The organism is Streptomyces sp. NBC_01381 (assembly GCF_026340305.1).
GTDB lineage: Bacteria > Actinomycetota > Actinomycetes > Streptomycetales > Streptomycetaceae > Streptomyces.
Genome location: NZ_JAPEPI010000001.1, coordinates 4,426,808 through 4,448,077, shown reverse-complemented (window position 1 = coordinate 4,448,077; position 21,270 = coordinate 4,426,808). Strand labels below are relative to the sequence as shown.

At 70.8% G+C, this 21,270-nt stretch carries 22 protein-coding genes and 1 pseudogene; 9 read left to right on the top strand and 14 right to left on the bottom strand.

Features of this window, described 5'->3' with window-relative positions; all coding sequences use genetic code 11:
* Positions 1-203: 203 nt before the first annotated feature.
* From OG453_RS20745 to OG453_RS20730, 4 genes and pseudogenes are all read right to left on the bottom strand, one after another.
* Positions 204-927 (bottom strand): annotated as a pseudogene (locus tag OG453_RS20745) (ATP-binding cassette domain-containing protein); the annotation flags it as partial.
* 196 nt (positions 928-1,123) lie between these two features.
* A complete protein-coding gene (gene gdhA, locus OG453_RS20740) occupies positions 1,124-2,470 on the bottom strand; it encodes an NADP-specific glutamate dehydrogenase (RefSeq protein ID WP_266869952.1) in 1,347 nt (448 codons plus the stop codon).
* Positions 2,471-2,648: 178 nt separating this feature from the next.
* Positions 2,649-3,254 (bottom strand): hypothetical protein, encoded by a 606-nt coding sequence (locus tag OG453_RS20735; RefSeq protein ID WP_266869466.1) that lies wholly within the window; start codon positions 3,252-3,254, stop codon positions 2,649-2,651.
* Positions 3,255-3,389: 135 nt separating this feature from the next.
* Positions 3,390-3,689, bottom strand: a complete 300-nt coding sequence (locus OG453_RS20730; RefSeq protein WP_266869465.1) for a hypothetical protein — start codon at positions 3,687-3,689, stop codon at positions 3,390-3,392.
* 187 nt (positions 3,690-3,876) lie between these two features.
* Here OG453_RS20730 and OG453_RS20725 point away from each other — a divergent pair, with 187 nt between their 5' ends.
* Positions 3,877-4,605: a maleylpyruvate isomerase family mycothiol-dependent enzyme gene (locus OG453_RS20725; protein ID WP_266869464.1), complete on the top strand. Its 729-nt coding sequence runs from the start codon at positions 3,877-3,879 to the stop codon at positions 4,603-4,605.
* Between the two features lie 14 nt (positions 4,606-4,619).
* Here the strand turns inward: OG453_RS20725 and OG453_RS20720 are convergent, their stop codons facing one another.
* Entirely contained in the window at positions 4,620-5,024 is a 405-nt protein-coding gene (locus tag OG453_RS20720; RefSeq protein WP_266869463.1) for a MarR family winged helix-turn-helix transcriptional regulator, read from the bottom strand.
* 89 nt (positions 5,025-5,113) lie between these two features.
* On the opposite strand from OG453_RS20720, the gene OG453_RS20715 reads away from it, so the two are divergent.
* Together OG453_RS20715 and OG453_RS20710 are read left to right on the top strand one after the other, a co-directional pair.
* Entirely contained in the window at positions 5,114-6,613 is a 1,500-nt protein-coding gene (locus OG453_RS20715) for an MFS transporter (protein WP_266869462.1), read from the top strand.
* A gap of 76 nt (positions 6,614-6,689) precedes the next feature.
* Complete coding sequence (locus tag OG453_RS20710) at positions 6,690-7,007, top strand: DUF6332 family protein (RefSeq protein ID WP_266869460.1); 318 nt, start codon at positions 6,690-6,692, stop codon at positions 7,005-7,007.
* Here the strand turns inward: OG453_RS20710 and OG453_RS20705 are convergent.
* Genes OG453_RS20705 through OG453_RS20695 form a run of 3 tightly spaced genes read right to left on the bottom strand, consistent with a single transcriptional unit; the run spans position 6,968 to position 9,863 of the window.
* Positions 6,968-7,630, bottom strand: coding sequence for a response regulator transcription factor (locus OG453_RS20705; RefSeq protein WP_266869951.1), 663 nt, complete (start codon positions 7,628-7,630; stop codon positions 6,968-6,970). The genes OG453_RS20710 and OG453_RS20705 overlap by 40 nt on opposite strands.
* A 2-nt stretch (positions 7,631-7,632) precedes the next feature.
* The gene (locus OG453_RS20700; protein WP_266869459.1) at positions 7,633-8,889 is read right to left on the bottom strand and encodes a sensor histidine kinase; all 1,257 of its coding nucleotides are present in this window, start codon (positions 8,887-8,889) and stop codon (positions 7,633-7,635) included.
* Positions 8,890-8,942: 53 nt separating this feature from the next.
* Positions 8,943-9,863 carry an MMPL family transporter gene (locus tag OG453_RS20695; RefSeq protein WP_266869458.1) on the bottom strand — a complete coding sequence of 307 codons (921 nt, stop codon included), beginning with the start codon at positions 9,861-9,863 and terminating at the stop codon, positions 8,943-8,945.
* 123 nt (positions 9,864-9,986) lie between these two features.
* Between OG453_RS20695 and OG453_RS20690 the strand changes: the two genes are divergently transcribed.
* A complete protein-coding gene (locus OG453_RS20690; RefSeq protein WP_266869457.1) occupies positions 9,987-11,957 on the top strand; it encodes a zinc ribbon domain-containing protein in 1,971 nt (656 codons plus the stop codon).
* 240 nt (positions 11,958-12,197) lie between these two features.
* On the opposite strand, the gene OG453_RS20685 is transcribed toward OG453_RS20690, so the two are convergent.
* Positions 12,198-12,890, bottom strand: a complete 693-nt coding sequence (locus OG453_RS20685) for a TetR/AcrR family transcriptional regulator (RefSeq protein ID WP_266869456.1) — start codon at positions 12,888-12,890, stop codon at positions 12,198-12,200.
* 159 nt (positions 12,891-13,049) lie between these two features.
* Between OG453_RS20685 and OG453_RS20680 the strand changes: the two genes are divergently transcribed.
* On the top strand, positions 13,050-13,526 hold the full coding sequence (locus OG453_RS20680; protein ID WP_266869455.1) for a nitroreductase family deazaflavin-dependent oxidoreductase: 477 nt from the start codon (positions 13,050-13,052) through the stop codon (positions 13,524-13,526).
* 76 nt (positions 13,527-13,602) lie between these two features.
* On the opposite strand, the gene OG453_RS20675 is transcribed toward OG453_RS20680, so the two are convergent.
* Positions 13,603-14,805 carry a geranylgeranyl reductase family protein gene (locus tag OG453_RS20675; protein WP_266869454.1) on the bottom strand — a complete coding sequence of 401 codons (1,203 nt, stop codon included), beginning with the start codon at positions 14,803-14,805 and terminating at the stop codon, positions 13,603-13,605.
* Between the two features lie 135 nt (positions 14,806-14,940).
* Here OG453_RS20675 and OG453_RS20670 point away from each other — a divergent pair, with 135 nt between their 5' ends.
* The gene (locus OG453_RS20670) at positions 14,941-16,296 is read left to right on the top strand and encodes a dipeptidase (protein ID WP_266869453.1); all 1,356 of its coding nucleotides are present in this window, start codon (positions 14,941-14,943) and stop codon (positions 16,294-16,296) included.
* Position 16,297: 1 nt separating this feature from the next.
* On the opposite strand, the gene OG453_RS20665 is transcribed toward OG453_RS20670, so the two are convergent.
* Both OG453_RS20665 and OG453_RS20660 read right to left on the bottom strand, forming a co-directional pair.
* The gene (locus OG453_RS20665) at positions 16,298-17,554 is read right to left on the bottom strand and encodes an MFS transporter (protein WP_266869451.1); all 1,257 of its coding nucleotides are present in this window, start codon (positions 17,552-17,554) and stop codon (positions 16,298-16,300) included.
* On the bottom strand, positions 17,551-18,099 hold the full coding sequence (locus OG453_RS20660; RefSeq protein ID WP_266869450.1) for a GNAT family N-acetyltransferase: 549 nt from the start codon (positions 18,097-18,099) through the stop codon (positions 17,551-17,553). Before OG453_RS20660 ends, OG453_RS20665 begins: the two co-directional genes overlap by 4 nt.
* 26 nt (positions 18,100-18,125) lie before the next feature.
* Between OG453_RS20660 and OG453_RS20655 the strand changes: the two genes are divergently transcribed.
* Entirely contained in the window at positions 18,126-18,647 is a 522-nt protein-coding gene (locus OG453_RS20655) for a CGNR zinc finger domain-containing protein (protein ID WP_266869449.1), read from the top strand.
* Positions 18,648-18,675: 28 nt separating this feature from the next.
* Here OG453_RS20655 and OG453_RS45155 read toward each other — a convergent pair whose 3' ends face one another.
* Positions 18,676-19,701 carry an NUDIX domain-containing protein gene (locus OG453_RS45155; protein ID WP_323178644.1) on the bottom strand — a complete coding sequence of 342 codons (1,026 nt, stop codon included), beginning with the start codon at positions 19,699-19,701 and terminating at the stop codon, positions 18,676-18,678.
* Positions 19,702-20,007: 306 nt separating this feature from the next.
* On the opposite strand from OG453_RS45155, the gene OG453_RS20640 reads away from it, so the two are divergent.
* Positions 20,008-20,388 (top strand): STAS domain-containing protein, encoded by a 381-nt coding sequence (locus tag OG453_RS20640; protein ID WP_266869448.1) that lies wholly within the window; start codon positions 20,008-20,010, stop codon positions 20,386-20,388.
* A gap of 2 nt (positions 20,389-20,390) precedes the next feature.
* Here OG453_RS20640 and OG453_RS20635 read toward each other — a convergent pair whose 3' ends face one another.
* Positions 20,391-20,558: a hypothetical protein gene (locus OG453_RS20635; protein ID WP_266869447.1), complete on the bottom strand. Its 168-nt coding sequence runs from the start codon at positions 20,556-20,558 to the stop codon at positions 20,391-20,393.
* An 86-nt stretch (positions 20,559-20,644) separates the two neighbouring features.
* On the opposite strand from OG453_RS20635, the gene cpt reads away from it, so the two are divergent.
* Entirely contained in the window at positions 20,645-21,178 is a 534-nt protein-coding gene (cpt, locus tag OG453_RS20630; RefSeq protein ID WP_266869446.1) for a chloramphenicol phosphotransferase CPT, read from the top strand.
* Positions 21,179-21,270 lie beyond the last annotated feature (92 nt).

Sequence of the window (21,270 nt, the reverse complement as noted above, 5' to 3'; positions counted from 1 at the left end):
GCCATCTCCTTGCTCGTCGCAAGTGGGGGTGTTCGGCCTCCACCGTCCCGCCCCGGCAAGGCGCGCGGAAGGCCGTATCCGGCCCTGCGCAAGCACCTGGAGGCACACATCTCTGGCAGGCGGTGCAGTGGGGGCCTGCCCGGACCGGCATCCGTCCCGCGGTCCTGGGACAGGGCAGGCCGCCGGCCGTCCTGGTGCGGCGCTCAGTCGGTGGCCAAAAACTGGGTGGCGGCCAGCTCCCCGTACAACGGGTCGGCGACGAGGAGTTCGGCGTGCGTGCCCACGGCCCTGACGCGGCCGGTGTCCATCACCACGATGCGGTCGGCCATGGTCACGGTGGACAGTCTGTGCGCCACCACGAGGACCGTGGTGGCGTGAGCCGCCTCGGCGACGGTCTCGCGCAGGGTGCCGGACAGCACGGGCGCGTCCTGTTCTACGTAACCCATCGCGGCGCGCAGTTGCGCGATCGGCCAGCTCTTGACGTCCATGCCGTCCAGGAGGATGCGGCCGGAGTCGGCCTCGTAGAACCTTTCGATGAGGGAGAACACGGTGGTCTTGCCCGCGCCGGAGGGGCCGACGAAAGCGGTCATGCCGCGCGGGGGGATGGTGAAGCTGACGCCGTGGTGCACGTCGGACCGGCAGGAAGGCCGTCTGTGCGGCGAGCCCGGCGGTGTTTCCGGCCGGCGCCGTCCATTTCGCGGCCCGCACGCCGGCCCGCCACGCCTGGGCGGCGGCTTGGTGGATGCGCTCCTCCTCGCGGTCTTCGGCTCCCGACGCCTTGACGGTGCGCAGCGCCCCGAGCGAGCGCACGGCGTCCAGCAGCCCCATCATCACCAGGGTCGCCGCCAGGGTGAGAGCGCCGGTGACCCCACCGACCAGCGATTCGGTGGTCACCTGGCGCAACAGGGTGGTGTCCGCGGTGACTCGTGGCCGGCGGCACCTTGGCCGCCGTCGGCATGCACCAGCATGGCGGTGCATGCGGGGCTCACCGCGGTGATCGGCTATACGACCCGACGATGAATGCTCCCGGGCGGCCAAGTCGACGACCTGGCCGCCTGGGACACGCACGAGGTGCCCCCGTCACCTCAGGTCCTGGCCGATAGCGGCAGGACCAGGCGCCGACCTAGACCACTCCCTGCGCGGTCATCGCGTCCGCGACCCGGAGGAAGCCGGTGATGTTGGCGCCGAGGACGTAGTCGTCCGCGTTGGCGCCGTATGTCTCGGCGGTCTCGCGGCACTGGGCGTGGACATCCCGCATGATCGCGGCGAGCCGGGACTCGGTCTGCTGGAAGCTCCAGGTGTCGCGGGCGGCGTTCTGCTGCATCTCCAGGGCGGAGGTGGCCACGCCGCCCGCGTTCGCCGCCTTGCCGGGGCCGAAGAGCACCCCGCCCTCCCGGAACACCTCGACGGCCTCGGGCGTGCAGGGCATGTTGGCTCCCTCTGCGACGGCGATCACACCGTTCTTGACCAGAGCCGCGGCGTCGTCGCGCCGCAGTTCGTTCTGGGTCGCGCACGGCAGCGCGAGATCGCAGGGGACGTCGTACACCGTGCCGCGGGCGGAGAAGCGTGCGGTCGGCTTCGCATCGGCGTACGCGGAGATGCGTTCCCGGCGCACCTCCTTGATCTCCTTGAGAAGGTCAAGGTCGATGCCCTCCTCGTCGACGAGGTAGCCGGAGGAGTCGGAGCAGGCGACCACGCGGCCGCCGAGGGCGTGCACCTTCTCGATGGCGTAGACGGCGACATTGCCGGAGCCCGAGACCACGACCCGGCGCCCCTCGAAGCTCTGGCCGCGGGTGGCGAGCATCTCCTGGGCGAAGTAGACGGTGCCGTAACCGGTGGCTTCGGTACGGGCGTGCGAACCGCCCCAGGCCACCGGCTTGCCGGTCAGGACTCCTGACTCGTAACGGTTGGTGATCCGCTTGTACTGGCCGAAGAGGTAGCCGATCTCACGGGCCCCGACGCCTATGTCCCCGGCGGGCACGTCGGTGTGCTCGCCCAGGTGCCGGTACAGCTCGGTCATGAAGGCCTGGCAGAACCGCATCACCTCGCCGTCCGAGCGGCCCTTGGGATCGAAGTCGGCTCCGCCCTTGCCGCCGCCGATCGCCATCCCCGTCAGCGCGTTCTTGAAGATCTGCTCGAACCCAAGGAACTTGACGATGCCGAGATTGACGCTCGGATGAAACCGCAGGCCGCCCTTGTAGGGCCCGAGCGCACTGTTGAACTCCACCCGGAAGCCGCGATTGACGCGCACAACGCCCTGGTCGTCGACCCACGGAACCCGGAACATCACCTGCCGCTCCGGCTCGGACATCCTCTCCACGATCCCCGCGTCCACGTACTCCGGATGCCGCTCGAGCACCGGCTCGAGGGAGCGCAGCACCTCGTCCACCGCCTGATGGAACTCCCCCTCCCCCGCGCTGCGCCGGCAGATCTGGCCGTAGACATCCTCTATGTACGCCTTTGTATCCATGGTCATATGGCCTTCCCGTTCCGAAAGCCCGGCCACGCTGCCGGGTGGAGTGCCAGCACCCTATGACGGGGCGCTTGCGTCTCCCCTTACGGTCGGTGGAGGCGGTCAGCCGAACCATGCGTGGCCGGAATGCTGCCCCGTTCCAGAGCGGGACGCCGGCGCGTCCCGCCGGAACAGGTCAGTAGAGCTTGTTGACGGCCGTGGCCGTCGTGGATTTGAAGTCGGCCACCTGGGCGTCCGCGAAGCCGCCCATCTGACCCCAGGTGACGAGTGTCACCGTCGCGCCGTCCCGGCCCACCGAGAACAGGTTGATGTCGGAGGCACCCCATGACGTCACGGTGTGGACGCCGTAGACGTGGGCTCCCTCTTCGGCGTTCACCTTGCCGTAGTACTTCTGCTTCGCGGTGGTACCGGGGTCCTCCTTCATCACCTTCTTCGCGCACCCGTCGAGCTTCCCGCGCAGGAGCGCAGCGAACTCCTTCGCCCGCTGCTCGCTGCGCTCGACGACCGTCACCTGCAGCGCTCCGGTGTCGTAGTCGGTGCGGTAGGCGCGGTGCACGGACGTCGACGGAAGTGCCTCGCCGACGCACATCGGCAGCGGGTCGGGCTGGCCGGCCGTCACCGGGCCCGCGAACCACTCCGACGCCGCGTGCGGCGGCAGCTCGGAGGGCGCCAGGAAGCGCGGCATGTCGGCCGCGGTGGCCGGCACCGCCGCCATGGCGACCCCTGACGCGGCCAGCGCCGCGGCCGCGGCGATCAGTCCCTTGTTCCTGCGCACACTCATCCTCATGGGGTTCCCCGGATCACTTGGTCGGCCTGCCCGTTGAGGGCAGCGGCGGCCCGCGCCGCCTTTGCCCCATACGACCCGCTACCCCCCAAGTGCGTTGCCCTCTCCCGTGTCACAGCCCTGTCCCTCATGTCACCGAACGGCAACACCCGCGCGGCCGTCGTTCTGTGGGGTGAGGGTCAGGGACGTCACCTTCGCCTTCAGGTCCTCGCCGTCGTGGGCGGGTTCGGCCGGTGTGAGCGTGATCGGGGTGACCTCGCCGCGCGCCACCGGGAAGGGCCCGAGTTCCTCGCTCATCAGGTCGGCCCCGGAGACGGTGCGGGAGCGGACGCCGACCGTGACGCGGTATCGCGTGTCCGGGTCGGCCTCCCCCGCGACCCTGAGCGTCGCGGCGCGCACGCGGCGGTCGGGCGAGACCACGTACGCGCTCACCCGCACCGTCGTGCGCTTCTGCGAGTAGTAGCTGCCCTCGTCCGCATAGCCGTGCCCGCTGTGCAGCGCCTCGCCCCGCGCGGTCCAACCGCCGTCCGTGCCGGGGACGAGCGAGGGTCGCCGGATTCACCAGCGCCGTCCGCAAGACCTGACCCGTCGAGCGCACTCCATCCGGCACAATCCCCCCATGGAGATCTCCCAGCACCTTCAGATTCTGGACGCCGAGGGCAAGTTGCTGGCAGGCGCCGCCGAAACGGCGGGCACGGATGCCGAGGTGGCCACCTGCCCCGGCTGGCAGGTGCGTGATCTGCTGCGGCACACGGGGGTCGTGCACCGCTGGGCCGCGGCGTTCGTCGCCGAGGAGTGCGGCTCGCCCCGGCCGATGGGCGACCCGCCCGGCCTTGACGGCCCCGCCCTGGTCGACTGGTACCGGCAGGCGCACGCCGACCTGGTCGGCACGCTCCGGGCCGCATCGCCCGACGTACAGTGCTGGGCGTTTCTGCCCGCGCCATCGCCGCTCGCGTTCTGGGCGCGGCGGCAGGCGAACGAGACGACGGTTCATCGCGTGGACGCCGAGTCCGCGCTCGGGGGCACACCGTCGCCGATCGGTACGGAGTTCGCCGTGGACGGGATCGATGAGTTGCTCCGCGGGTTTCACGCCCGCTCGCGCAGCCAGGTGCGGGTCGAGAAGCCCTGCCGACTGCGCGTACGGGCCACGGACGCGGACGCCTCATGGACCGTGCGGCTCTCTGCGGAGCCGCCCGTCACCGAGCGCGGCGGCACCGAGGACGTCGACTGCGAGCTGTCCGGGGCCGCCGATCAGCTGTACCTGGCGCTGTGGAACCGCGCGAACTTCCCGCACATCGACGGTGACTCCGCGCTCGCCGCGCTGTGGCAGGAAACGTCCGGCGTATAAAGCCCCCCGGAGGGCTACTGGGAGCCGGGCTCCGTCAGCATCCTGCCCAGAACCTCGCGCTGCAGCGGCCGCACCTGCGTATGCAGCGCGCGCCCCTTCTCCGTGAGGCACACCCGCACTCCGCGCCGGTCCTCGCTGCACATCCCGCGCTCCACCAGGCCGTCCTTCTCCAGGCGGCCGACGAGGCGGGACAGCGCGCTCTGGCTCAGATGCACCCGGCCCGCGATCTCCTGGACGCGGTAGGCGCCGCCGCCGTCCTCCGCGGCGCTCTCGGACAGCACGTCGAGGACTTCGAAGTCGCTCGCCCCGAGGCCGTGCTCATGCAGGGCGCGGTCGAGTTCGCACAGAGTGCGTGCGTGCACCGCGAGGATGTCGCGCCATTGGTCCACGAGCGCCTGCTCGGCCGTTTTCGCCGCCATGACATCGCACGGTAGCAGAAAAGGCCCCCATTGTTGCATCGGAATTAAATGCACTTGCAGTCAATGCATGCGCATGTACTGTGCTGCGCATGACTTCTCCGCTCACAGCTGACTCCGCGTCCCCGGAGCGCTGGTCCCCGCGCCTGTGGGGCACTCTCCTCGTGCTCTGCGCCGCGATGTTCCTCGACGCACTCGACGTATCGATGGTCGGCGTCGCCCTGCCCTCCATCGGCTCCGAACTGAACCTCTCCACCTCGACCCTGCAGTGGGTCGTCAGCGGCTACATCCTTGGCTACGGAGGACTGCTTCTGCTCGGCGGCCGCGCCGCCGACCTGCTGGGACGGCGCCGGGTCTTCCTGATCGCGCTCGCCGTCTTCGCGCTCGCCTCGCTGCTCGGCGGATTCGTCGACTCGGGCCCGCTGCTGATCGCGAGCCGCTTCATCAAGGGACTGAGCGCCGCGTTCACCGCGCCCGCCGGCCTCTCCATCATCACGACGACCTTCGCCGAGGGCCCGGTCCGCAACCGCGCGCTCACCATCTACACCACCTGCGCGGCCACCGGCTTCTCCATGGGCCTTGTCCTCTCCGGCCTGCTCACCGAGGCCAGCTGGCGCCTGACCATGCTGCTGCCCGCGCCCATCGCCGTCATCGCGCTGGTCGCCGGCCTCAAGCTGATCCCGCGCAGCGCCCGCGAGAAGAACACCGGCGGATACGACGTGCCGGGCGCCGTCACCGGCACGGCGACGATGCTGCTGCTCGTCTTCACCGTGGTCGAGGCCCCGGAAGCCGGCTGGGCTTCGGCCCGCACGCTCCTGTCGTTCCTCGTCGCCGCCGTGCTGCTCGCCGTCTTCGTACGCATCGAACTGCGCACCCCGAGCCCGCTGATCCGCCTCGGCGTGCTGCGCTCGGGACCTCAACTCCGGGCGCAGATCGGCGCGATGACGTTCTTCGGCGGCTATGTCTCCTTCCAGTTCCTCGCCACGCAGTACTTCCAGTCGCTGCTCGGCTGGTCGGCCCTGGAGACGGCGCTCGCCTTCCTGCCGGCCGGCGCGCTCGTCGCCCTCTCCTCGACGAAGGTCGGCTCGGTCATCGACCGGTTCGGCACCCCGCGGGTCATCGTGGCGGGCTTCGCGCTGCTCGTCGCCTCGTACGTGCTCTTCCTGCGGGTCACCCTGACCCCGTCGTACGCGTCCATGGTCCTGCCGTCGATGATCCTGCTCGGCTTCGCCTGCGCCCTGGTCTTCCCGTCGCTCAACATCCAGGCCACCAACGGCGTGGACGACGACGAGCAGGGCATGGTGTCGGGGCTTCTGAACACCTCGATCCAGGTGGGCGGCGCGATCTTCCTCGCCGTCGTGACCGCCGTGATCACCGCGGCCGGCGACGGGGCGGGCTCCTCGCCGCAGGCCGTCCTCGACAGCTACCGGCCCGGCCTGATCGTGGTCACCGCGATCGCGGTCGCCGGACTCCTGATCACCCTCACCGGGCTGCGGACGCGTCGTACGCCGGAGTCGGTCGTCGTCGCCAAGTCGCCGACCCAGGAAGCCTCCCAGGAGGACGAGCGGGAGCCGGTGGCCGCCCGCGACTGACCGTGCGGGACATCAACTCCCGGCCTCCGGCGGGCAGTTCCTTGCCCGCCGGAGGCACACCCCTGACACTCGGGGTATGGGGCGACGCACACAGGCCGAGCGGGACGAGGCCACCGTCGAGATCGGTTTCGCGCTGTTCGTCGCCACGAGCCTCGCGGGTGCCGCGTTCATCGCGGTGACGGCGCCCGTCCACTTCTTCGGTGTGACGTCACCCTCGGAGCACACCCTCAACCGCGTCGGCGCGGTCGTCGCGGCCACGGTCTTCGTGGCGTCCGTGGTGACGATCCTCGTGCGGCACCGGCGGGCGGGTCGGCGCAGGGCGGAGCAGCTCAGGATGGACCAGTCCAGAGCCGCTCAGCCCAGCCAGCCGGGCCGTACCAAGCCCGACTCGTAGGCCAGGACCACCAGTTGGGCGCGGTCACGGGCGCCGAGCTTCACCATCGTGCGGCTCACATGGGTCTTGGCGGTGAGCGGGCTGACGACCAGGCGGCGGGCGATCTCCTCGTTCGAGAGGCCGATGCCGACCAGCGCCATCACCTCCCTCTCCCGCTCGGTGAGTTCGCCGAGCGGCTCGGCGGCCGCCGGCTCCTTGGAGCGCGCCGCGAACTCGGCGATGAGGCGGCGCGTCACCCCCGGCGAGAGCAGCGCGTCGCCGTCGACCACCGCGCGTACGGCACGCAGCAGTTCCTCGGGTTCGGTGTCCTTGACCAGGAAGCCCGAGGCTCCCGCGCGGATCGCCTCGAAGACGTACTCGTCGAGCTCGAAGGTGGTCAGCATGACCACCTTGACGCCGTTCAGGTCCGGCTCGTCGGTGATCCTGCGGGTCGCGGCGAGCCCGTCGAGCAGCGGCATGCGGATGTCCATCAGGACGACGTCGGGGCGCAGTTCGCGCACCATGCGGATCGCTTCCTCGCCGTCCGCCGCCTCTCCCGCGACCTCGATGTCACGCTGGGCATCGAGCAGCGCCTTGAAACCGGCCCGGACAAGGGACTGGTCGTCGGCGAGCAGTACGCGGATCGTCACTCGTTCTCCTGAGGTTCCGTGCGGGTGGGCAGTACCGCGGTGACCCGGAAGCCTCCGTCGGGGCGCGGGCCCGCCTCGATCGTGCCACCCAGGGCGGCGGCACGCTCCCGCATCCCGGCAAGACCGTTGCCGCTGCCGCCCGCGTCCGCGCCGGTGGCGGGCCCGTCGTCGTCCACCCGCAGGGTGAGCGCCGCCTTCTCGTAGCGCACAAGCACGCGCGCGTGCCGCGATCCGGAGTGCCGTACGACGTTCGTCAGGGCTTCCTGGACGATCCGGAAGGCGGCCAGATCGGCACCGGGCGGCAGCTTCACCGCCCGCCCCCGGGTGTCGACGTCGACCGTGAGGCCCGTACTCGCCGCCTGCTGCACCAGCTCGGGCAGCCGGTCGAGGCCGGGCGCAGGGGCGCGCGGCGCGTCACCGGGCGCACGCAAGGTGTCGAGGACCTGGCGCACCTCCCCGAGCGCCTCCTTGCTCGCGGCCTTGATGGTGGTCAGCGCGGTGCGCGCCTGCTCGGGGTCGGAGTCGAGCAGGGCAAGACCCATGCCCGCCTGGACGTTGATGACGGAGATGCTGTGCGCGAGGACGTCGTGCAGTTCGCGCGCCATGCGCAGACGCTCCTCGTCGGCCCGCCGCTTGGCGGCCTGCGCCCGCTCGGCGCGCTCCTTCATCCACTGCTCACGGCGTACGCGGGCCAGCTCGGACACCGCGATGATCGCGACGACCCAGACGGCGACGACGGTCTCTTCCCCCCAGGTCCGCGCGTTGTCGCCGTCCGGTGGCAGCCACCGGTACAGCCAGTGCGCCACCAGCAGATGCCCCGCCCACAGCATGCCGACGGCCCCCCATGCCGCCCGCCGGTGTCCCGAGACCACCGCCGCGAAGCAGCCGACCGCCACCGTGATCAGGACCGGGCCGTACGCGTATCCGGCCCCCAGGTAGAGCAGCGCGGTCCCGGCCGTGAAGTGCGCCACGGGGACGGGGTGGCGGTGGCGCAGCAGGAGCGAGGCCGTGCCGGCGAGCAGGATCAGCCGGGCGATGAAGTCGAGTGGTTCACGGTCGAGTTGGCCCTCCGCGGCGAACTTCGAACCGACCTGCACGAACACCGTGAGGAAGAGCGTCGTCAGCCACGGCAGCCTGCCGCCCTCCGCCGCCTCGTCCCGTTGGTTCCACCAGGGCGGGCCATGCCGCCACATCGGCGGTCCGCCCCAGGGCAGGGGCGGACCGCCGCGCCTGTGTTCGCGCTGCTCATCCATGTCGGCCACGCTAGACCGCACGGTGGCCGCCGGGCATCAGCCGTGCGTGGCGATCACGCGTACTCCCGCTGGAGTACCTCGGGGGCGGGGGCCTCTTCCCGCGGGCCGAAGCGGCGGTGCAGTCTGCGCAGCGGGGCCGGCGCCCACCAGTTGGCGCGGCCCGCGAGCCGCATGGCGACGGGCAGCAGCACGACGCGGATGAGCGTGGCGTCCACGAGGATCGTCAGGGCCGTGCCCACGCCGAGTTCCTTGAGGAAGACGACGCCCCCGGTCGCGTACGCAAGGAAGGAGAGCGCGAGGATCCCGGCCGCCGCGGTGATCAGCGGAGCGCTGCGCCGGATCCCGGCGGCGACCGCCGCCTCGGTGTCGCCGACCCGCTCGTACTCCTCCTTGATGCGGGCCAGCATGAACACCTCGTAGTCCATCGACAGGCCGTAAGCCACGCAGAACATCAGCACCGGGATGCTCGGCTCGATCGACCCGGTGGGCGTGAAGCCGAGCAGCCCCGACAGATGGCCCTCCTGGAACACCCACACCAGGCAGCCGAACATCACCGACAGGCTGAGCAGATTGAGCACGGTCGCCTTGGCCGGCAGGAGCACGCTTCCGGTCATCAGGAAGAGGACACCGAAGGTGGCCAGGAGGATCAGGGCGACGGCGTACGGCAGCCGCTCCAGGAGGGTGGCGCGGAAGTCGGTCGTCTCCGCCGGATAGCCGCCGACCAGGGCGGGAGCGGGTGCCCGGGTGTCGCGGATCCGCTCGACGAACGCGGGGACGTCGCCGTACATCGCCGCTTGGGCCGGGACGACGGCCAGGCGTGCGCCGCCGTCGCGGTGCGCGATGCCCGATGGGGCGGTGCGACGGCCGTCCTGGTAGCGGCCGGTGGGCGCGTCGACCTGGAACACGCCCTGGATACGGGAGAGTTCGGCGGCGTAGGCCGGTGCACTTGCTCCCTCTGTGACTTTGCGGTCCACGAGCGGGACGGCCTCCGGTAGGCCTCCGTGGTGACGGATCTGAGTTCGTGGATCGAATACGTGACCTTTCATGCGGGGTGTCGTTGATCGGATGACAGCATCGGCGGAGCGGGGAGGGGACCAATGAGTCGTAAGGTGCCGCTCGCCGCGGGCGAGATCGCCCGGACCGCTTGTGCCCGTGGCCTGCTGCGTACCGGCGTGGACGAAGAGACTGGTGAACTGCTGCCCGCTGGTGTGCTGGCGGAGCGGGTCGGCTGGTGTGCCGCTCTGGTGGCCGATATGAGCGCCGACCTGCTGGCCGGACATTGGAACGCCACTGATGTGGATCTGCTGGCCTCGGGCGAGGACGCGGGCGGGCGGACGTTGCCGTCGAATGCGTGGATGGCGCTGCGCCGCCTGGGCTGGACCGCCGCTCCGGATCAGGGCGTCAAGGTCAATGACCGGATCGTGCGCATAGCACAGGAACAGGCCGGGCGGACCTTGCGAGCGGCGAAGTGGCGTGCCGACCTGACCGCTGGAGTCCTCGGCACATGGCCCGCCGATCCGGCCAGGCGGACTGCGGGCGAGTGGGATGCGGTGCGTGACGCGGTGCCCGGCGGGCGGTATTTGCCTTCCAGCGTCATCGCCTCACGGACCCGGCAGATCACCGCGTTCGTCAGGAAGCATCACCGGATGCCGGTCAACCTGTTCGAGGTGGAGGCCGCGCCGCGCACGGCACGCATGCTGCTACTTGCGGCATGTGACGGGCAGCAGGCCACCATCGAACGGTCGGATGAGCCGGACCGCGCACTGCTGCGCCTTCAGCTCCCGACCCGCCACGACCCGCGCTCGTACCGGGACTGGACCTGGGTAGCCTGCCCCATCAGGCTGCCCCCGACGATTCCCCCATGCGCCGTGCTGCACCTGCCCACCCTGCATATCCGGCAGGGGCACGTCCACGCCGATCTCGCGTACAGCCACCCGGTTCCGAGGGCCGCCCGCATCGGTCACAGGGTCGCGCTCGGTGTGGACTGGGGCCTGAACACCCTACTGTCCGCCGGGGCCGCCCGGCTGCACGATGACGGGCGGATCACAGCCCTCGGAGCCGGAGGCATGTTCCGGGCCGCCGGCGTCCTGGCCAAGCAGCACCGCCTGCGCCGCGAGAGCGAATACCTGCACGCCAAAGCCGACCACTACCGGCGGCTTGCCGACGGCGATACAAGCCATCCCCTGACGGCCAGGGGCACCGTTCTGGCCGATGAGATCCGCTGCGTGTCCGACCGACGTTCGAACCTCAACGACGCCCTGGCGTGGGCTGCCGCCCGCTGGGCCGTCGACCAGGCCATCGCCGCCGGAGCCACGGTGATCTACGTCGAAGACCTCCGCTCCATGGAAGCGCGGGACAAGGGCCGCAGACTTAACGCGCGCATGTCTCAGCAGGTGCGCGGGCAGATCGTGGACCATATGCGACACCTTGCCGCCGAAGTGGGGATCGCTGTCGTCATGGTGCCTGCCCGCAACACCTCCCGGCACTGCCCGCAGTGCCTCACGCCACTGTGGCACCGCAAAGCCCCGGACCGGCCCGCCACACCCGGCTGGAAATGGGCCCTGTGCCCGTCCTGCCGCTGGCAGGGAGACCGCGACAACGGAGCGTGGCGGCGCATCGCCGCCCGTGGCCTGACCCACCAGGCCAAGACCGTCACCGACCGCACCACCGGCAGCATGGTGATCCGCGCGGTCGTGGACCAGCTTGAAGAGGGCGCGGTCATCACCCCGGCCACACCGAAGACCAGCCCGGACCGGTCCAAGACCCGCCCCACCCGGCGACAGACAACACGCCCCGCGCCCAGGCGACGCAGGGCGCCCTCCCCCACCGGGCCACAAGGCCCAGCGGGCAAGCGTCCGGAGGGACACGCTCACACGGACCGGCCCCGGCTGCCCCGCGCAGCCCACCGGCACCAGGACGTGACGACGATCAGCACACCCACCGCAGCCGGTCACCAACCACGAGGAGCGGCACTGGGCGCGGGCTTCCGCCTGCACGCCCACGCCACCCCTCCACGGTGGGCAATCCCGTTACCAGACCCAGCATCTGACATGGGAACACTCAGCTGACCAGAGACGCTGTAATCGATGCCGAGCACCAGGCCGAGTACGAGGTTGGCCACGGACTCGCTGCTCGACTGCGAGGACGCGCCGCACCAGATCTCGGAGACCATGGGAACGGCCCGGTGACCACACTGCGGCCCCTGCACGAGCGGATGCTGCGCCAGGACCCGGAGCTGCCTGCGACGCGGCTGCCCGCGCCCTGCCTGCGGAATGAGACCCGCATCCTGGCCGGGGCTCCTCCTGCTCCTACTCCAACAGCCCCACACCATGGGCGAGTTGCGTGGCCGCATACGAGAAGAACTCCGAGCGGTCCTCGACGACGCGGTTGAACTGCCCGAACACCTCGAAGCCCACGAGCCCGAAGAGCTGCGCCCACGCCGCGACCATCGCCGCGATCACCGCCGGCGGCAGATCGGGGGCGAGATCCGCGGCCATCCGCTCGGCCTCGGAGCGCAGCCCGGCGGGCAGCTTCCGCACCGCGACACCACGCGCCCGGTGGGCGTCGCGCACAATCCCGATCAGCAGAAGACCCACGCGCGCGGCGGCTTCGACGGTGGACTGGGGCGCGCTGTAGCCCGGCACGGGCGAGCCATAGATGAGGGCGTACTCGTGGGGGTGCGCCAGGGCCCAGGTGCGGACAGCCTCGCAGGTCACCGTCCACCGCCGCACGGGCGCGGCTGTCGCCACCTCGGCGTGCGCGGCCTCCGCGGCAGCGCCGAGGGAGTCGTAGGCATCGATGATGAGGGCGGTCAGGAGCTCGTCGCGGCTGGGGAAGTAGCGGTAGAGCGCGGAGGACACCATGCCGAGCTCGCGGGCCACCGCCCGCAGTGACAGTTTGGCCGCGCCATCGCCCGCCAGCTGTCTGCGCGCCTCGTCCTTGATGGCTGCGGTGACTTCGACTCGGGCGCGGGCCCTGGCTCCGCTGGTGGCACTACTCATGCAGGCAGTGTGCCACGCATCCAGAGCAGTGCGCCGAAACAAGAGCACTTAACACTTTCGAGAGCACTGCTCTTGCTTTGGATCACCGATCTCGTGCACACTGCTCTAAAGCGAGAGCACTGCTCTCGGAATCGCTTCCAACCAACCAAGGTGGTCACCATGTCTTCGCCCTCCCCCGCCTCCCCCTCGCCCTCCCCCTACTACCTCAAGGGCAGCCCCCTCAACGTCCGGCTCAACGGCGTGATCGGGTGGCTGGCGCGGCGCGGCATCAGCCTGATGGGGTCCGCCGAGCTCTCCGTACGCGGCCGCAAGAGCGGCCAGATGCAGCGCGTACCGGTCAACCCGTTCACGTACGAAGACGGGCAGTACCTGGTCTCGGCCCGCGGGCACTCCCAGTGGGTGCGCAATATGCGGGCGGCGGGCGGCGGGGAGCTGCGGGTCGGGCGCAAGGTGCGTGCGTTCACCGCCGTGGAGATCCCCGACGCCGAGAAGCTGCCGGTGCTCCGCGGCTATCTGGAGAAGTGGGGCTGGGAGGTCAACCAGTACTTCAAGGGCGTCACCGCCAAGTCGACGGACGCGGAGATCGAGGCGGCCGCGGCGGACCACCCCGTCTTCCGGATCACCGTCACGAAATGAGGCCCGGCCACCCACAGGCGGCCGAGCCCCAAGTCCTGCCAAGTCCGGAGGTTACGAGCCCCCTACGAGCCCCCCGCTACCGGTCTATGGCGGAAAGCGCCCGCCCCGCCAGCGGATGGTTCCGCACCAGCTCGCCGAGCGTCGTCGAGCCACGGGTGATCCTCGCGAACGCGTTCCACGCGGGCCGGAAGCCGGTGATCGCCGCGTGCAGCACGCCGGGGCGGCGCTCGAAGATGGTCAGCATGCGCCGCCCGACGCTCATCTCGACGCCGAGGCCGGCCTTGACGGCGAAGGCGTAGTTCAGGGCCTGGCGGCGGGCGTCGACCGCGTCGTGCGCCTCGCCGATCCGCACCGCCCACTCCCCCGCAAGACGCCCCGAGCGCAGGGCGAAGGAGATGCCTTCGCGGGTCCACGGCTCCAGGAGCCCCGCCGCGTCACCGCACACCACGACCCGGCCGCGCGAGAGCGGCGAGTCGTCGCTGCGGCAGCGCGTCAGATGGCCCGAGGAGATGCTCGGCTCGAAGCCCGCGAGGCCGAGGCGGGCGATGAAGTCTTCCAAGTACCGCTTGGTGGCGGCGCCTTCCCCGCGCGCGGAGATCACGCCGACGGTGAGCGTGTCCCCCTTGGGGAACACCCATCCGTAACTGCCGGGCATGGGGCCCCAGTCGATGAGCACCCGGCCCGCCCAGTCCTCGGCGACGCTCGGCGGCACGGGGATCTCGGCCTCAAGACCGAGGTCCACCTGGTCGAGCTTCACCCCGACATGCGCTCCTATGCGGCTCGCGCTGCCGTCTGCGCCGACGACCGCGCGGGCGAGGACCGTCTCGCCGTCCTGCAGCACGACCGCGACGGTGCGCCGGTCGGGCACCGCGGAGCCGTGCTGCTCCACGCGCGCGACGGTGACCCCCGTACGCACCTCGGCACCCGCCTTCTGCGCGTGCTCGACCAGTTGCTGGTCGAACTCGGCGCGGTTGATGAGCCCGAAGAGCATCTGCTTCGAGCGTCGGGTGCGGGCGAACTTGCCGTCGAGGGAGAACGTCACGGCGTGCACCCGGTCCCTGAAGGGCAGTTCGAAACCGGGCGGCAGTGCGTCGCGCGACGGGCCGATGATGCCGCCGCCACACGTTTTGTAGCGGGGCAGTTCGGCCTTCTCCAGGACGAGGACGCTGCGTCCCGCGACCGCCGCCGCGTAGGCCGCCGACGCCCCCGCGGGCCCTGCTCCCACCACGACGACGTCCCACACGTACTGCGCGTCGTCCGCTGAGTTCTCGCTGCTCACGTTGGTCTACCGCTCCCGATCCAGCTGTTGGCCGCGCTTTCCAAAGCATCCTACGGCGGGCACCCCTGACCCCCTCCTGTGGGAGGATCACAGCACCCACACACGTACAACGTCGCACCTACGAGGAGCGTGCCCATGTCGCCGAATCCGATCGCCGAGACCGTCGCCTCACTGATGCCGAAGGCGAAGGCGGAGCTCACTGAACTGGTGGCCTTCAAGTCGGTGGCGGACTTCGACCAGTTCCCCAGGAGCGAGAGCGAGGCCGCCGCGAACTGGGTGGCGGACGCGCTGCGCGCCGAGGGGTTCCAGGACGTGGCGCTGCTCGACACCCCCGACGGCACCCAGTCCGTGTACGGCGTGCTGCCCGGCCCGGAGGGCGCGCCCACCGTCCTGCTCTACGCGCACTACGACGTGCAGCCGCCGCTCGACGAGGCGGCGTGGACGACCCCGCCGTTCGAGCTGACGGAGCGCGAAGGACGCTGGTACGGCCGCGGCACCGCCGACTGCAAGGGCGGCGTGGTCATGAACCTGCTCGCGCTGCGCGCCCTGAAGGCGAACGGCGGCGTCCCGGTGACCGTCAAGGTGATCGCGGAGGGTTCGGAGGAGATGGGCACGGGCGGTCTCGAGCGGTACGCCGAGCAGCACCCGGAGCTGCTCACGGCCGACACGATCGTCATCGGCGACGCCGGCAACTTCCGGGTCGGTCTGCCTACGGTCACCGCGACCCTGCGCGGCATGACTCTCGTACGCGTCCGCGTCGACACCCTGGGGGGCAATCTGCACTCGGGGCAGTTCGGCGGCGCGGCCCCGGACGCGCTCGCGGCGCTGGTGCGGGTGCTCGACTCGCTGCGCGCCGAGGACGGTTCGACGACGGTCGACGGGCTCACCGGTGACGAGGTGTGGGACGGCCTTCAGTACGAAGAGGACGCCTTCCGCAAGGACGCCAAGGTCCTCGACGGCGTCCAGCTGATCGGCGCGGGCACGGTCGCCGACCGCATCTGGGCCCGCCCGGCCGTCACCGTGCTCGGCATCGACTGCCCGCCGGTGGTCGGCGCGACGCCGTCCGTGCAGGCGGGCGCGCGGGCGCTGATCAGCCTGCGGGTGCCGCCGGGCGTCGACGCCGCCGAGGCCACCAAGCTGCTGCAGGCGCACGTGGAGACGCACACGCCGTGGGGCGCGCAGGTGACCACCGAGCAGATCGGGCAGGGCCAGGCGTTCCGCGCGGACACCACGAGCCCGGCGTACGCGGCGATGGCTGAGGCGATGGGCGAGGCGTACCCGGGCGAGGAGATGCAGTACGCGGGGCAGGGCGGATCGATCCCGCTGTGCAACACCCTCGCCGCGCTCTACCCGCAGGCGGAGATCCTGCTGATCGGCCTCAGCGAGCCCGAGGCGCAGATCCACGCGGTCAACGAGAGCGTGTCGCCGGAGGAGTTGGAGCGGCTGTCGGTCGCCGAGGCGCTGTTCCTCCAGAAGTACGCGGCGAGCTGAGTCAGGCACCGGCGCGTGGGCGTTCCCCGTGAGCCGCGACCGTCATGGCCGTCAGGGCCACGGCGGTCATCGCGGCGAGAACGCCCCACGCCGGTGTGAAGCTGCCCGTGACGTCGATGAGCAGGCCGAGGGCGGGCGGCGCGAGCACGATGGCGATCTGGTTGACGGACATGGCAAGGCCCAGGGCGAATCCCGTCTTGCCCGGGGGCGCAGATTCGGCGACGTAGGCGACCCACGGGCCGTACCAGCCGTAGCCGAAGAACCCGAGCCAGACGAAGACGGCGCACGCCACGGCGGGTGACCTGCCCGCGGGCGTCATGAGCGCGACCATCCCCGCGATGACGGCGATCATGCAGAACATGACGGAGGCGTAGCGCCCGGAGCCGCTGCGGTCGCTCCAGGCCGCCAGGCACACACGACCGGCGACGCCGACCCCCTGGGCCACCACGAGGACGAGGGCCGCCGTGCCCGCCGCCAACGACGTGGTCCGGTGCAGGTGCAGAACGGACAGGACCCCGACGGCGTACTGCACCGTGATCAGGCTGGTGCCGGACAGCATGATCTTCACCATGGCCGGTTCGCGGAGCATCCCGAGGCGGGCGTCGAGTTGCTCCCTGAGCGAGGTAGGCGAGCCGCCATCGTCCTGCTGATGCTGACCGCCACCGGTGGGCGGCCGGCGGTAGAACCCCATGAACACGCCGGCCCCGAGGAGCGCGATCAGCCCACCGGCCACGAGCGTCGCCCGCCAGCCGAACTCCTCGGCGACCAGGGGCAGTACGGCCGATGCGATGGCGGCGCCCAGCGGCAGGCCCGCCTGGCGGATGCCCATCGCCATGCCGCGCTGAGAGGCGTCGAACCAGGCCGCGACCGATTTGCTCCCGCCGGGCTGGATCGTGCTGTATCCAGCGCCGACGACGATCAGGACACAGAGCAGGGGTACGTATCCGGGCACCGCACTGCCGAGCAGCAGGCCCACGCCGACGACACAGGCGCCGGCCCCGACGACCCATCGCTCGCCGATGCGGTCAAGCAGCTCCCCGGCCACCAACAGCCCTACCAGCGGCACCAGTTGGGCCGCCGAGAGCAGCAGGCCCAACTGGGCCGTGCTCAGGCCCAGATCACGCTGCAGGTGGATGCCGAGCGCCCCGATGCCCTGGACGAAGAAGGCCGCGGCGGCCTGGGTGAAGGTGGCGATGCCGAGGACGGTCCACCGGTACCGCGATGCGCTGCCAACTGCCGTTGCCTGATGGGCAGTCATGGGCGCCAGTACAGCGACGGGTCGGGGTGGTCGACGAAGCCGAGTTCGCGATAGAGCGGCTCTCCTTCGGCCGACGCGGACAGGTCCACACGGGAGACGTCCCGCTCGCGGAACCAGCCGAGCAGCCCTCGCATGATCGCGCGGCTGTGGCCGCGCCGCCGGTGCGCCGGGTCGGTGACCACGCCGATCACATGGCCGACCCGGCCGTTGCGCGAGTGCGGGCCGGGAAACCACTGGTCGACGGTGCCGATGCCACAGGCGGCGAGCCGGCCGCCGCTGCCGCCGTCGCCGTCGCCGTCGCCGTCGCCGTCCACGACGAGGATCCGCGTGTCCTCCGATGCCAGCTTCTCCTTCAGTACGGCGACCAGGACTACCCGCCAATCGTCGCCCGCTGAAGCGGGGTTGAAGAAGTCGCCGCCGAGGTCGTCGAAGAGCGACGCCCGCAGGCGTACGAGCTCCGCGATGTCGTCATCGGCCGCCTGCCGTACGCCGGTGTGCTCTCTGGAGCGGGTCGGGCGGTGAGGGTGTCCCGTCTGCTGACTCATGCCGCCCACAGTGGTGTAATGGTCTTATGCACCTCAACCCTTACGGCGAGGATGCCGTGAACCTGGCCGCGGACCTGGCCAACCGCCGCCCGGCCGGCCCCGAGGAACTCGCGGACCGCTGCCGGGCCGCCGGGCTGACACTGGAGCGCCCGGTCACGCCGCGGGACCTGGACCGGACCCTGGCAGCACTGGAGGCGTGGGAGAAGGTCGTCGACGCCTCCGACGAGAACGAGCGCGCCGAGCTGGTCAACCGGATGCTGGCGGAGGCCGCCGCCTACCCACGCCTGACCGACCACGCGGACACCGGCTGGCACCTGCACTACCGCGACGACCGCAAGCCGCTCGGCTCCGTGCTGTTCTCGCTGTTCTCCGTGGGTACGGCGCTGCACCTGGCGGGGCGTGGCATGCACCGGCTGCGGCGGTGCGACGTGACGGAGTGCACCACGATCTTCGCCGACACCTCCCGCACCGGGCGCCAGCGCTACTGCTCCCAGCGGTGCGCCAACCGCGACGCGGTACGCCGACACCGCGCGCGATCTGCTGCGTAACGGCGACGTATCTCGGGCCGACCCAAAGCTAGGGGCTCTCCGGCCCCGAACCGCCGGGGACTTCCCGCCGGCCGACCGGAACGCTCGCCTCCAGGTACAGCGGGACCCCGCGCTCGCGTGCCCGCAGTGCCCAGCGCAGCCGTTCGTAGCGCACAGGAGGCAGCAGCCGGGCCGCCTCCTCCTCGGTGACGAACCGGCAGTCGCGCAGCTCCGGTCCCGGCAGCAGCATCCGCCGTGCCTCATCGCCGTCGAGGTGCCCGCCGTCGAAGAGGAAGCGCATCCCTCCATAGCCGGGCGGCACGGGCGGCTCCCAGTCGACGACGAGGAGCCGCGGGGCTTCGGTGAGGTGGATGCCCGTCTCCTCGGCGACTTCGCGCACGCCCGCGCGCGCGGGAGCCTCGCCCGTTTCGACGACGCCGCCGGGGAACTCCCAACCGGCCTTGTACGTCGGGTCGACGAGCAGCACCCGGTCGTGCTCGTCGAAGAGCAGCACTCCGGCGGCGAGCGTCTCCGCGGTGGGCTCCGGGGTCTGCACGATGTCGCAGACGGACGCGGCACCGGTGCGTACGGCGTCGGCGACGCGCTCGGCGGTCTCGTAGGGGGTGAGCCCGCTGGTGTCGACGCGCAGGGCATCCACACCCAGCCAGCCCGCGAGGGCCGCACGGTAGGGCTCGATGGCCATTCCCTTGGCTATTCGCTCGCGCAGGATCGTTTCGTCCGGGGCCAGGACGACATGCCGTACGGCGATCCTGCGCGAGGCCAGGCCGCCGAAGATCTCGTCGCGGTGGTCCTGGCGCAGCAGGGTCATCGGCACCACGAGTACTCCGCCGACCTCGGCGAGCAGCGCCGCGGCGGTGTCCACGACGAGTCTGCGCCAGATGGGCAGATCCTGGAAGTCGCCCACCTCGGCGAGGTGCTTGGGCGGCAGCAGATCGGGCAGTCCGCCGCCGATGACCTCGGGGTCGAAGAGTGTGCTGTTCGGGATCAGCTCGATCAGTTCCCGTGCGGCGCTGGTCTTGCCCGCACCGGACGCGCCGTTGATCCAGACGATCACGGTTCCCCCTCTTCTCTTGGCCCCCTGTGGCTTGCCCGCAACACCCTGCCACGGAAACCAGGCCCTGTTGAGGCGGCCAATGCCCAGGCGGAAAGCCGACTTGGATTGTCAAGCGATTCGCTTCCATTTCACTCTATTGGGTGGCAGTGAGACTGCATGAATCGTTCCCGCACTCCAGGGTGCGCCCTGCACCGCTAGCGTGATCCGCAAGGCGCCCCAGCCCCTGGTGACCTCTTGATTCCGGCTTCTCCGACACGGTCCGGTTCCCCCGCGAGGGTCCGATCGTCATCGGCACTGGGGGGACCCATGCAGCTCGACGCACTGGACGAATTCGCCTTCGAGGACTCCGATCCGCCGCCTCGCGTATACGGACTCAATGGCGCGGTCGTGATCGAACTCCACGGCGACATCGACCTGTTGGCCTATCAGCGGGTCAACCCGCTCATCGACCCCATCACCGCGGGCCCCGCCAAGACCGTGATCATCGACCTGCGCGAGATCACCTTCTTCGACTGCTCCGGCATCTCGCTGCTGGTCCGCGCACACCGCCATACGACGGCCAGAGGCGGCCACCTGTCCGTGGTCTGCACCCACGCCCTGACGCTGCGCATCCTCAGCATCGCCGGCCTCACGGCGATGCTGTCTCCCGCGCCTACGCTGCAGGCGGCGCTGGACGCGGCGGGGTAAGCCTACTGGCCGAGCGCTTCGGTCATGTCAAGGAAGAAGTCCGTACCGAAGACGGCGACAACACCGAGGCCCACGACCGCCAGCGAGCAGATCACGGCAACCGCGACCGTGACCCAAGTGCAGCCCACTGCACGGTGGTAGTCGGTGTCGTCGTCCCAGTCGTCGAGCATGCCGCCCCCCTCATTCCGCCGTCACAGTAGCCGCAGTCCACGGAAATCCGTTTCGTACGGCTCGGGAGAACTCCTACCCTGGCGGCGTGGCGACTCAGATGATCATTGTCAACGGCGGGTCCAGCTCGGGGAAGTCCGGGATCGTACGGTGCCTGCAGGCCGTTCTTCCTGATCCGTGGCTGGCGTTCGGCTGCGATTCCTTCGTCGAGGCGATGCCCGCGAGGATGCAGGCGTCGGACGAGGGGATCGAGATCGCGGCGGACGGCGGGGTGAGCGTCGGGGCGGAGTTCCGTGCCCTTGAGGCGGCCTGGACGGAGGGCATCGTGGCGATGGCCCGCGCCGGCGCCAGGATCATCGTCGACGACGTCTTTCTCGGCGGAGTCTCCTCACAGGAACGCTGGCAGCAAGCTCTGGGCGAGCTGGACGTGCTGTGGGTCGGCGTGCGCTGCGACAGCGGGGTCGCCGCGGGACGCGAGATCGCACGCGGCGACCGGGCCCAGGGCATGGCCGCGTTGCAGGCGGACGCGGTGCACAAGGGCGTGACCTACGACCTGGAGGTGGACACGACGCACTCCGAGTCCCTGGCGTGCGCCCAGACCATCGCAGCCCGAGTCCGCTGACCACCTACGACTGACCGAGCGGCCGACCCCCGGCCGCCCGACGTCCGTCAGCCGCCCGCGCCGGAACGCGGCCCGCGACGCATCGACCACAA